Source organism: Streptomyces sp. NPDC056224 (assembly GCF_042267665.1).
GTDB lineage: Bacteria > Actinomycetota > Actinomycetes > Streptomycetales > Streptomycetaceae > Streptomyces.
The window spans coordinates 65,822-76,735 of sequence record NZ_JBHJTK010000034.1 but is presented as its reverse complement, the minus strand read 5'-3'; the positions used below and the strand labels follow the sequence as shown (position 1 = coordinate 76,735).

At 67.9% G+C, this 10,914-nt stretch carries 11 protein-coding genes; 5 read left to right on the top strand and 6 right to left on the bottom strand.

Translation table 11 applies throughout. The features are described from left to right. The coding region (locus ACFCZ1_RS29290; protein ID WP_376681282.1) for a TSUP family transporter at positions 1-376 on the top strand (376 nt) is incomplete at its 5' end. A 68-nt stretch (positions 377-444) separates the two neighbouring features. Here ACFCZ1_RS29290 and ACFCZ1_RS29285 read toward each other — a convergent pair. Beyond that, positions 445-726 carry a metal-sensitive transcriptional regulator gene (locus tag ACFCZ1_RS29285; protein ID WP_277323089.1) on the bottom strand — a complete coding sequence of 94 codons (282 nt, stop codon included), beginning with the start codon at positions 724-726 and terminating at the stop codon, positions 445-447. A gap of 80 nt (positions 727-806) precedes the next feature. On the opposite strand from ACFCZ1_RS29285, the gene ACFCZ1_RS29280 reads away from it, so the two are divergent. Beyond that, the gene (locus ACFCZ1_RS29280) at positions 807-1,373 is read left to right on the top strand and encodes a rhodanese-like domain-containing protein (RefSeq protein WP_376681281.1); all 567 of its coding nucleotides are present in this window, start codon (positions 807-809) and stop codon (positions 1,371-1,373) included. Between the two features lie 147 nt (positions 1,374-1,520). Here the strand turns inward: ACFCZ1_RS29280 and ACFCZ1_RS29275 are convergent, their stop codons facing one another. The 3 genes from ACFCZ1_RS29275 to ACFCZ1_RS29265 all read right to left on the bottom strand — a co-directional run bounded on the left by ACFCZ1_RS29275 (position 1,521) and on the right by ACFCZ1_RS29265 (position 4,629). Continuing rightward, positions 1,521-2,285 carry a transposase gene (locus tag ACFCZ1_RS29275; RefSeq protein WP_376681280.1) on the bottom strand — a complete coding sequence of 255 codons (765 nt, stop codon included), beginning with the start codon at positions 2,283-2,285 and terminating at the stop codon, positions 1,521-1,523. 151 nt (positions 2,286-2,436) lie between these two features. Continuing rightward, on the bottom strand, positions 2,437-3,099 hold the full coding sequence (locus ACFCZ1_RS29270) for a hypothetical protein (protein WP_376681279.1): 663 nt from the start codon (positions 3,097-3,099) through the stop codon (positions 2,437-2,439). 384 nt (positions 3,100-3,483) lie between these two features. Then, positions 3,484-4,629, bottom strand: a complete 1,146-nt coding sequence (locus tag ACFCZ1_RS29265) for a glycoside hydrolase family 64 protein (protein ID WP_376681284.1) — start codon at positions 4,627-4,629, stop codon at positions 3,484-3,486. Positions 4,630-5,007: 378 nt separating this feature from the next. Here ACFCZ1_RS29265 and ACFCZ1_RS29260 point away from each other — a divergent pair, with 378 nt between their 5' ends. The 3 genes from ACFCZ1_RS29260 to ACFCZ1_RS29250 all read left to right on the top strand — a co-directional run bounded on the left by ACFCZ1_RS29260 (position 5,008) and on the right by ACFCZ1_RS29250 (position 7,920). Further along, complete coding sequence (locus ACFCZ1_RS29260) at positions 5,008-5,298, top strand: hypothetical protein (RefSeq protein WP_376681278.1); 291 nt, start codon at positions 5,008-5,010, stop codon at positions 5,296-5,298. 481 nt (positions 5,299-5,779) lie between these two features. Next, the gene (locus ACFCZ1_RS29255) at positions 5,780-6,688 is read left to right on the top strand and encodes a hypothetical protein (protein ID WP_376681277.1); all 909 of its coding nucleotides are present in this window, start codon (positions 5,780-5,782) and stop codon (positions 6,686-6,688) included. Between the two features lie 275 nt (positions 6,689-6,963). After that, a complete protein-coding gene (locus tag ACFCZ1_RS29250; protein ID WP_376681276.1) occupies positions 6,964-7,920 on the top strand; it encodes a helix-turn-helix domain-containing protein in 957 nt (318 codons plus the stop codon). An 813-nt stretch (positions 7,921-8,733) separates the two neighbouring features. On the opposite strand, the gene ACFCZ1_RS29245 is transcribed toward ACFCZ1_RS29250, so the two are convergent. Both ACFCZ1_RS29245 and ACFCZ1_RS29240 read right to left on the bottom strand, forming a co-directional pair. Then, positions 8,734-10,284 carry a hypothetical protein gene (locus ACFCZ1_RS29245; protein ID WP_376681275.1) on the bottom strand — a complete coding sequence of 517 codons (1,551 nt, stop codon included), beginning with the start codon at positions 10,282-10,284 and terminating at the stop codon, positions 8,734-8,736. 33 nt (positions 10,285-10,317) lie between these two features. After that, on the bottom strand, positions 10,318-10,527 hold the full coding sequence (locus ACFCZ1_RS29240) for a phosphopantetheine-binding protein (protein ID WP_376681274.1): 210 nt from the start codon (positions 10,525-10,527) through the stop codon (positions 10,318-10,320). Positions 10,528-10,914 lie beyond the last annotated feature (387 nt).

Sequence of the window (10,914 nt, the reverse complement as noted above, 5' to 3'; positions counted from 1 at the left end):
CACCGCGCCGGTGCGGCCGGCGAAGGCCGCGGGGACCGGAGCCGGCCTGGGGGCGCTGACCGGGCTGCTCGGCGTCGGCGGAGGCTTCCTGGCAGTCCCCGCCCTGGTCACCGTGCTGGCCTTCGAGATGCAGGCCGCAGTCGGCACCAGCCTGCTGGTCATCTCGGCGAACTCGCTCGCCTCCCTGGCCACCCGCGGCGCCACCACCGCCGGCATCGACTGGGCGGTCATCGGCCCCTTCACCGGCGCCGCGATCCTCGGGGCCTGGGATGGCAAACGCCTGGCCGCCAAGGTCACCGGCACCCTGCTGCAACGCACCTTCGCCATCGTGCTTCTAGCCGTGGCAGCGTTCATGCTCGCCGACGCCCTTACCTGACAAATCCGGACGGCCGATCAGGCGCCGCAGCCACCACGGCTACGGCACCACGGCTACGACACCACGGCTCAGGCCAGCGAGAGGAACAGCTTCTCCAGACGGGCACGCATCTGCTCCCGGTCGCCGGAAGCAGCCATGTCCGCATCGGTCAGGCAGTGCTGCAGACCCGTCGCGATGATCGCAAATCCCGCCCTGTCCAAAGCCCGGGACGCCGCCGCGAGCTGCGTGACCACGTCCTCACAGTCCCGGCCCTCCTCGATCATCTTGATCACACCGGCGATCTGGCCCTGCGCCCGGCGCAGCCGGTTGACCACCGTCTTCAGTTCCTCAGCCGCCATCGCCAGTTCCACAGCCAACACTCCCTCGTCGAGATACCCCCTTGGGTATCCTACCGAAGGGGTACCCCCCACCGAGCAAAGGAAGATCCCCCGTGGCACCGAACACCCCCCTCACCGCCGACCAGGCCAACGCCCGCCTCCACGAGCTGACCGTCATCGACGTCCGCACCCCCGGCGAATACTCCTCCGGCCACCTGCCCGGCGCCCACAACATCCCCCTCGACCACCTCGATGCGGCCCTGCCCGCCCTGAGGACCGCGGCCGACCGCGGCGCCCTCCTCGTCGTGTGCGCCTCCGGCGCCCGCTCGGCGACCGCCTGCGAGCGTCTGGCCGATCAGGGGATCAACGCCGCCACCCTCACCGGCGGCACCAGCGCCTGGGTTCAGCTCGGCCACGACACCCACCGCCCCGCCGGAGCCCGCACCGCCTGGGCCATGGACCGGCAGGTCCGCATCGCCGCCGGATCCCTCGTACTGACCGGTCTGCTGGCCGGGCAGCGCTGGAGCGCGGCACGCTGGCTGTCCGCGGGCGTCGCCGGCGGGCTGGTCTTCTCCGCCCTCACCAACACCTGCGGCATGTCCAAGATCCTCGCCAGACTCCCCCACAACCAGCCCGGGAAGACTGACCTGGAAGCCACCCTCGCCGCCCTGGCCGGCTGACACGCGGAACCAGTTCTCGACCCTCTCCCAGCCTTTGCAGCCCTCCCGGGAGCGCGGCGAGGCCGATGCCCCTTCCCCGCGCCCAGCCGGCTCCCAGCTCCCGGCTCCCGGCTCCCGGCTCCCGGCTCCCGGCGGACCCTCCGCCCGTCACCGGCAGGGCGCGATGCCTGCGATGCCCTCGAAGGCGCTGAAGAGGTCGTCGACGTGCACGAGCTCACCGGCGAAGACTGTTCCCCCGGCCGCCCGGGCGCTGTGCGCCGAGGAGTCGCCTGCCGTGGTGGATCGCCAGGGGAGGGCTCCTCCCTGTGGTGGCGCCGCGGGCTCGCTTGATGGGCCGAGACCGTTCCAGCGTTCCGGGGGGGGCCACCGGGCGCGTCCCCACGAGTGAATCCCGGAGTCCGCCGATCGCGCGTCAGCCCGTGCCCGAGCGGAGGGCCCGGGCGGCGGATGGCCGGGCGCCAGGCGCGCCTGCCGGGTCGTGCCGACGCCGGACGCGTCGCCGCTCCACCCCGATCCTGCCCGTTTCATCCTTCGGGGCTGCCCCTTTTTGGAGCTGGCCTTCTCGGCCTCCACGGCAGCGTCCTCCAGGGCGGTGACGACGTCCTCGCCCGGGTGCGTCCCGGCAGCATCGTGGTGAGCGCGCGCGGTGGTGGAGTCGACGCTGACCAGGTACAGGTCCACCTCGCCCCACTTCGCAGCTTCCGCGAGGCCCTCCACCTCCAGGAAGGCATGGAAGACGCCGGCGTCACGCCATTTGCCGGAAGCGGTTGTGGAGGTCGACCAAGCTCCGAACCCCTTCGGCATCTCCCGCCACTGTCCGCCGGTCTTGGACCACCGCCAGATCACACCCTCGAACTGCTGCCGCAACCGCAAGGGGTACGGGGCGTACTCGCCGATCGGCAGGCGCCCCAATGAACTCCCACTGTCAGGAACTCTCTCACTGCGACGTGAACGGCATGAGGAACGCCACAGTGCCGCCGGCCAGCAGCAGCGGTAGCCCGCCGATGGTGAGTGCCCCGTTCCTGAGCAGCAAGCGGCCCCACGTCAGCTCCGAGGAGGCTCGTCAAGGTTCCTTCGGGTCGTAGGTGACACGGGTGCGCGGTCCGCGGTTCCTGCCCCGGTGGTTGTGCTCGACGCCCTCGGTATCGGTGTACTTGTACCAGGCGGCCCCGTCCTTCTTGGTCCTGAAGTCGAACGTGGCGAATACGGTGATCCCGCGCCGCTTCAGCGCGAGGTGGATCAGCGTGTCATCCACGGCAATCGACAGCATGAGCAGGCCGATGACGAGTGGCAACGCCCCGGCGATCACGATGAGTACGTCCGACCCGCGAGTGGCGCCGACCCAGATCGTGTAAGCGAGGTACGCGAGGCTGAGGGCGCCGGCGATCGCCACTCGCCGTCGATACCTCGCAGCCAGCTTGTGCTTCTCCGGTTGGTCCAGGGCGGTGATGGTGACCCGTGCACTCCCAGCCGGGTCCCGCTGTTCGGGCAGTGCGGCCGTCAGGGCGGTCACGAATGCGGTGGTGGCAGTCGCGTTGCCGCCGTGCGCCCGATGCATGGCTCCGTCGGTGAGCACGATCACGACTTCCCGCCCGCCGTCGGTCCGGGCCTCCTGGATCACTGCAAGCGGGATGTCGGTGCGACGCCCACAAGTGACGAGCCGAAGGCTGTCCGCGTCGAGAACTGTCTCGGCATCGTCGCCGAGAAGTATCTGCGCAGAGACCATGGACATCCGCCCCCTGGGTGTGACGTGGCGTAATCCTCGTCGTGCTTGCCGGGAACCTACCGTGCCCGACGGGGTACCGCGCCAGTGGTCGGAGCGTACTAACGGAGGCTCCCGGCCGGCGATCTTACCGGCCTCCAGCTACGCGCCTCGATGATCTGGATCAAGGACCTCACCCGGACCACTTACTGATCACGATTCATACGCGCCCTAGCCGAGGTGATCGGTGATCTCGCCCTCCAGGTCGGACTCCAGCAACCGCTTCGTCAGCTGCTGGAGTCCGCTCTCGCCAGTCTCGGCCTTGGCCTCGATCAGGTTCTCGCACGTCATCGATGCATCTTCCTTGAACGGGAGTTGCGCCGAACGACCTACGTTTCCTGGACAGTCCTAGTTGAACGGCTCCAGCGTCATGAAGGCTTCTTGCGGGTTGCCGTCGTGCACCAGCGCCTCGTGGGCACCCACGTCGTCGAAGGCGAAGCCGTACGCCTTACCGTCGGCCATCTGTTCGTGGATGATGCGGGAGTAGTGGTTGGAGACGGCTTCGCGGTAGAAGTTGTTGCCGTTCGCGTCGGGTTGGTTGGGGTTCGTCAGGAGCGTCGACCGGTTGAATCCTGCGCACAAGGTGCGGGAAATCGGACCGCGGACAGTGTCGTTGGGCGCGTCCAGGAGTTTGTAGCAGCCGAAGATGCTGTCGGAGTCCGGCTTCTGGAAGCTGGTGACCACGGCCCCTGAGCCGTTGGTGAAGTTCATGACGTTGCCCGAGACCCGGCCGTAGTACTTCGTGTTCGGTTCGTTCGCGAACGGCGTCACGGTGAGCGTGGAAGTGCTGTACTTGCTCCAAACCCGGTTGACGTAGTCGTTCATGACGCCGGCCGGGATTCCGCCCGCCTCGATGCCGTGACCGGGCGAAAGCGCTCGCACCGGCGTGCCGTCGGGGCGGCTCTGGATCAACCCGCCCCAGCCGGCCGAACGCAGTTGGCTGAAGACGGCGTTGTATCCGCCCGGCTTGAGCCGACCGGTGTTTCTGACCGTGCCGTCGGCCGCCTTCACGCCCACCGCGTAGGGAGCGGAGAACATGTCGACCTGGGTGCTGTTGATCCACAGTCCGGCGTCATTGAGCGTGTATTCGGACCAGTTGAACAGGATCCCCCGGTTGGGATCGGAGGGGTTCTGCACGGCAGGCTGCACCAGGCCCCCGGTGCTGACCTTGAAGACGATCTTCTGGCCGATGGAGAAGTAGACGCGCCCGGAAAACTTGGGCATCCGGATCGTCTTGGTCTGGCCGTTGGCCGGACCCGCGATCGACGCGTCGGGCGCGGGGGTCGGCGGATTGCCCCCCACGGGCCAAGGGTGGAAGGCGCCGTTCGCGTCGGCCCAGCCCTGCTGACCCGTCGCGAGCAGGGTGCCCAGGTTGTAGATGTACACCGGTTCGCTGCGGCCCGAGGTGTTCTTGATCGTCAGCGGGATGGTGGCCGGTACGGCCTCTGCGGACGGTGACGGCCCGATGAACATCAGACCGGCGGCGGCCACCATGGCCGAGACCCCGAATGTGAGCACTTTCGACCAGCGGGACACTCTCTTCCTCCTTGTGTGGGGGACCTGCCGGGGGGAGGCGGCGGGGCATGGATAGATGTATTGAAGTCTGAGAGCGCTCCCAGCGTCGGGTCGTGTTCATCTTCTGTCAATACTCTTGACACGGCCCGGGCTGCCCCGATCCGAGCCGTGGCCAGAACGCGTACCGGCGAAGGCAACGATGGCGAGGGCTCCTCCACTTGCCACGGTCGGCAAAGCAGGACGTGAGGGTGCTACGTACCACTCTCGCGTGATCCGGAGCGCCATCCGCGGCCCGCAGAGCGCGGCAGCGCCGACTCGTTCACACTGGCAGGACGACGAGTGCAGCTGGGAGGCCGGATGAGCTGGGCATCATGGACCACCCGTGGGGTTTTCGCCGGACGGAACGGAGTGCAGACGGGCGAGGGGGGCCTCGTCCTCACCGGTGAGCTCGATATTCACACCACGTGGACCGAGGCCGACGGTCTGGCGCACGTCACGGTGCAGTACAGCGGGGGGTCCGACTGGCTCCCCCTCGCCGGAAGCCCCGTCCCGTGCCCGAGCGAGGAAGCGAGCCGGGCCCTGCATGACGCGGTCATCCATTCCGTACGCGCCGGAGCGACCCTCCCCCTGAGCACCGGCCGTCCCTGATCCTGCCGGCGGCAAGGGATCCGGGCGGAGCGGGGATGCTGTCGGCCGGGGCAGTAAGGCGGCCCCGGCTGTCGGCTGCCCGGCCTGCCCGCAGCCGGCAGCGTCACCCGGGCTGGGAGCAGCGACGTTCCTGGTGCGGCTTCCCGCACCGCCGTTCATACCGCCGCGGGTCACGGACGTGACGTGACGGGGCCGCGGCCACCAACTCCCAGGAGCGAGGCCCGGACCGGCCGCCTTCGCCGCACCGAGATGCGGTGCGGCCGTGGGCAGCGCACGATGAACGAGGACGTCTGAGCACGAGCGCGCAATGAGCTCGGCAGCGGCGACGGGCCGGAGCCGGCGGGGCGGGCCGGCCGCGTATCAGGGCGTCCTCCTTCAGAACATCCACGGCCGCGGCGCGGGAGGTACAAGCGCGCCCCGACGGCCTGCCGCACACCCCTTGGTGCCGCACGCGCCCAAGCGCGAGGAGATGGGGAGAGACATGAGGAAATCCCTGGTGGCCGCCCTTGCCACTGCCACTTCCGCGACGGCCGTCCTGCTCGCAGGCCCGGTGACGCCCGCAACCGCCGCTTCGACGTACTGCAACCAGACGACTCCGAGCACCTCGATCCTCTTCTACAAGTCCGGCAGTGGCGAGGCGGGCACGGGCACCCTGTCCGACGGCCGCTGGCAATACAAGTCGGCGTTCAACCTCCCGGCCGGATACACGCACGCCGCAGCGAGCCGCGACTCGCTGCTGCTGTACGACAAGAACACCGGGGACGGGGAGGTCGGCACCTTCACGGGCGGGCGCTACACCCGCACCCGGACCTTCGACAACTTCTCCACGGGCTGGACCTTCGTCGAGGCGTCCGGCGACTCCGTGATCTTCTACAACGGCAGCACTGGCTACGGCGTCACGGGCACCCTCAAGAACGGCACGTACCGACAGGTGCGCACGTACAGCGACTTCAGCACGGGCTGGGGAACGATGGCCGCTTCGTGCGACACGCTGGTCGCCGCGGCCAGGCACGGGTCAACCGAATTCCCCTGGAGCAACGTGGGGTACGGGACCCTCCAGGGCGGCGTGTACACGGACACGGGCAGCATCCCGAGAGACGACTTCCTGGGGCAGCTGACCGCGACCGAGGACTCCGTGCTGTCCTTGGCGAGGGCCGGTGACGGCCTCGAGTTCAGGGTGTCCGAGGCGACCGACGGCTCTGGCATTGACTTCCGCAAGATCGGCACCTCCGGTCTCTGGGACAAGGTGGGCCGGACCTCGAACAGCCTGTTCTTCTACAAGAACGACGGGACCGCCTGGACGTCGACGCTCGTCAACGGCAACTACACCAACGTCGGTCCTCTCCCCCAGGTCTCCTCGGGTTGGTCGCTCATCGAGGGCGGGGTCTGACCACCGGGACCATTGCAACCACCGACACCACCAGACCCACCGGTACGCACCACGCCCGCGCTCGCCACGACGACGGGCGTGGGCTCAGGGCGTGGGCCGTGGGCGCAGTGGCACGATGGGACCCGGCTCGGACGCAGCAGTCTCCCAGGGTGCGGCTCCAGCCATGGCTGATAATGGCTGTCGCACTGTGGGGAAACGGGGGGTACGTGAGATCAGCGGATCTGAGAACTGAGGGTACGTCCTCTGCCGAGAAGTTCGAGTGGTTCTGTGACGCGGTGTCGAACCACGTGATGCCCGTCAGCCTCAGCACCAGTCACCCCTCCGGCTTTCACGCGGACATGGCCGACCTGGAGCTCGGTTCCGTGCGACTGTCGACGCTGAGTTTCTCCCCAGTGGTGTCGCGCCGCACGTCGGCTCATGTGCGCAAGGGCGATCCCGAGCAGTTTCAGCTGGCGCTGGTCACCCGAGGCGCCTTCCGGATCACCCAGCGAAGTCACGAGTCGGTCGCCGCAGGGGACCTCGTCCTGACGGACACCTCGCGTCCGAGCGAAGGGGCAAGTGTCGAGGAGCAGTCCACGGTGGGCATTCTCCAGGTTCCCCGCTCGATCCTGCCGCTGCGGCACGACAAGGTGGAAGGCCTCCTCGGGCAGCGCATCCGCGGCGACAGGGGAACGGGTGCGATCCTCGGCAGCTTTCTGAGCACCCTGCTTGCTCAGGGTCCGAACTGTCAGCCCTCGGAGCTTGCCGGCATGGGGTCCATTGCCCTCGACCTGGCGACCGCTTGCCTGGCGCAGCAACTCGGCACCCCTGACGCGGCGCCGGCCGAGGCACGCGCCCAGGAGACGTTTCAACGCGTCACCCGTTTCATCGAGAACAACCTGGGCGACCCGGACCTGACGCCCCAAGCCGTCGCCGACCGGCACAACATCTCCCTGCGCTCCCTGTACTCCCTCTTCACCGACCAGCCCGTCGGCGTGGCGGCCTACATCCGCCAGGGCCGGCTGGAACGTGCACGCGCCGACCTCGGTCGCCCGGAGTCGAACAGTCACCCCGTACAGACGATCGCGGCCCGCTGGGGCTTCTCCAGTGCCACCGTGTTCAGCCGGACGTTCCGCGACGCATACGGCATGACTCCCTCCGAATACCGGGCGGCCGCCCCGCGTGGCGAGGTTGCACGCAGTGTTGAGGAGTCGCGCACACCACGCACAGCGCCGCCCGCCACGCGCACATAGGTTCGAGGCGACGGGCGGGACACCCCCAGCAATGGCGCCGGTGCCCCCTCTCGTCCGCCGCGTTTCGAACGGCCGCCAGGCCATGCACAGCAGGGGGATTCTTTCGTGGGCTTCAGTGTTGCGAGGTCTGAAGCATGCCCGTGCCCTGCACCGGATCCGGCAGGGGACGACCGGCCGGTACCTCACCTTCCTCCCAGGCGATCCAGTGGGTCGCCGGATCTCGCCCCGTGCGGAGTATGAGGACAGCCGGTCTGCAGCCGGATCAAGGGACAGAACTGACGGGCTGTAGTTCAGACAGCGCAGCGCCGTGACGCATCCCCTCGGATGCTCTGAAAGTCCGTGAAGTCCACGCTGCAGGGCACCAGTTGACGCCAATGGTCGTTTCTGGCCCCCAGGTCAGACGTCGTGGCCTACCGCCAGAAAACGGCCGGCCTCCGCGGGGTTGGAGGGTGTCCCCCTGCACGCCGAGGGATGGTTCGACTCCCACTTTTCTCCCGCAGTCTCAACGAACGCACCGATGGTGCCGAATTTCGCCTTCGAACTCCCACAAGTGGTCGAGGCGGCGGCTACGTACTCAAACCTGAGTAATTACGCCGGTTACGATAATGACAGGAACAAGCATTCATGTACGCCAAAACTGAAGCCGATGTTGAAGTGATCGTGACCTGGCAGAACAACGCCGGTCAGCTCCGCGGAACCAGCACCCGGGAGCGGATCAACCTGAAAGTCGGCGATCGGATGAACTTCGGCGTATCGAGCTGCACCGGCCAGTTCCAGCCCGGCGCGACGCCCAGCATCGGCGCCTTCGAGGTCTCAGACCGCCGACTGCTCTTCTCGAACTTCACCACCAGCACCACCTACGTGGTCGAGAACCTGGAGGGCGGCACGGAACTGGTCAAGGCGCGCCCGCGCCACCTCGCCATGGTGGTCCCGTTCGAAATGTCGCGGATTCTGATCCCGTCCAGCGAGGACGTGATCGAACTCACCGTCTTCGCTCCCCCGCCGCCCCTGCTCGGGCCCGCACAGGCCGCCACGGTCCCCGAGTCGGCGATGTCCAGGATGGACACGGCGAGCAAGTACTTCGCCGTTCTCGTCGCGCTGTGCGAGCCGCGGCTGCGCGGCTCCTCGATGGCCGCGGTGCCCTCCGTGCAGGAGGTGGTCGAACGGCTCAGGGGGATCGAGCAGTTCAGGGATGCGAACCGCAGCAGCATCAACTACCACATCGACTACCTGACGGATCGAAAGCTTCCGGTCAGCCAGTGGGCGAAGTATGTGGACGAAGGCCGCATGCACTCCAAGCGCGAAGCCCTGGTCGCGTTTGCGCTCCGGTTCGACCTGGTGCGGGAGGAACACCTCGATCTGCTCCCCGAGCTGAACCGTTCGGGTGCGCGGCCCTCTTGAGGCGACGGGATCACGCCGCGCGGCCGGTCTCCGTCGCCCGGGTTCCGGCCGCATCCGTCTCATGAGGCACCGCGGGCGAGCCGCTTCGTCCCGGCTGCGCTGAGAACCCCGCAGTGCCGAGAGCCGCGGAGCCGTCTCGTAGAGGTTCCACTCGACGACGACGGTCTCCGGCCAGCGTTTTCCGCCCTTGATGTCCAGTTCTGCGTACTCGGCCTCGGTTCCGGCGAGCGGCGGCAGATCGGCCGAGGACGGCAGGTCCTCGTTCAGGACCACATACAGCCCGGGCTCCTGGTCCGGCACCATCAGGTCCTCGTTCCAGTACCGCCCCGCCACCCGGAGCGGAAGGCTGCACTCGAAGACGTCATGGGTGCGGAGGAACACCTCGCGGACCGTTTCGAGCGGGCTCCGGATCTCCCGGCCCAGGTGCAGCGGGACGGTCTGGACGAACAGCCCGACGGTCTGTGAGGTACCGGGCAGCATGCGACCGTGCTGGTTGGTGGAGATCCCCCCCAGCGGATCGCCGGTGACTTCCCGCATGCCCGCGAGAACGCTCGCGGAAGTCACCGCGAACGGAGTCGCCCGAGCCTGCAGCGAGAACGCGTGCACCCGTGCCTTGGCATCCGCCGGCAGGTCGCGGGTGACGACCTTCAGCTTCGGCTCGCCCCTGTGCTCGGCACCCACCTGGAAGCGCGGAGGATACGTCCCGAACTCCTCGGCGTAGGAGTGCCAGAACGCCCGGCGCTCCTCACCCCAGGCACCGGCGAACCGGCTGCGCTGCTGCGCCGCGAAATGCTGGTAGGCGTTCTCCTGGGCGACATCGTCGGTGTCGCCGAGGTTCAATTCCCCGGCGAGCCACGTCGCCTTGTAGAGCAGATTATGCCAGTCCGTGAACTCTCCGGTCAGTCGAGCCGTCTCGGCGAACGAAGTCGGACCCAGGGCACCCTTGACCTGCGCTGCCGTCATTTTCTGCCTCCGGGCACGCAGGAGCGGCATGCCTTAGACGCTGATGCCGTCCGCACCGGAGTCCCCCTGCTTCGACTCATTCTCCAGGAAATCCGAAAGGCTGCGCGGGGAGGCGTACGAAAACACGTGACGCAGCTTCACGTCCACACCGAGGACATCGTAAATCTTGCCGGTGATCTGCAGGACGCGCAGCGAAGATCCGCCGTTCTCGAAGACGTCCGAATTCTCGTTGAGTACGGGCATTCCGAGCACCTCCTTTTCAGCCTGGTACGGGACGGTAATCTAGCGATCGGTAGGGTGCGCCTGTACTGACATCGGTCAGGATCTCGGCTTCGGCTTTCCCGGCCCGTAGCCGATCCGCGCGGGTCACGGGTGCGGTCCAGGAGGTCGCGGCGGCGGCTCCGGTCCGTCCGACCGGCCGACGCCACGGCGGGGACAGCGTGCACGTGCCCCCGCCGTAGCTTCGGTGGCCCCGAACCGGCTCTGGTCGCTCAGCCCACGCGCTCGATGCGCGCCCGCCGGATCAGGTTCTTGCCCGGCTCCCGCACCTTCTCGAAAGCCGCGTTGTTCAACAGAACACAACTCCCCGACGGACCATTCACCGTCACCGTCGTCGCCTGACCGTTGTCC

Coding starts and splice junctions, on each gene's coding strand:
- ACFCZ1_RS29255 (WP_376681277.1), top strand. CDS start 5,780: ATGAGGAAATCCCTGGTGGCCGCCCTTGCCACTGCCACTTCCGCGACG.
- ACFCZ1_RS29240 (WP_376681274.1), bottom strand. CDS start 10,527: ATGCCCGTACTCAACGAGAATTCGGACGTCTTCGAGAACGGCGGATCT.
- ACFCZ1_RS29270 (WP_376681279.1), bottom strand. CDS start 3,099: ATGGTCTCTGCGCAGATACTTCTCGGCGACGATGCCGAGACAGTTCTC.
- ACFCZ1_RS29245 (WP_376681275.1), bottom strand. CDS start 10,284: ATGACGGCAGCGCAGGTCAAGGGTGCCCTGGGTCCGACTTCGTTCGCC.
- ACFCZ1_RS29265 (WP_376681284.1), bottom strand. CDS start 4,629: ATGGTGGCCGCCGCCGGTCTGATGTTCATCGGGCCGTCACCGTCCGCA.
- ACFCZ1_RS29260 (WP_376681278.1), top strand. CDS start 5,008: ATGAGCTGGGCATCATGGACCACCCGTGGGGTTTTCGCCGGACGGAAC.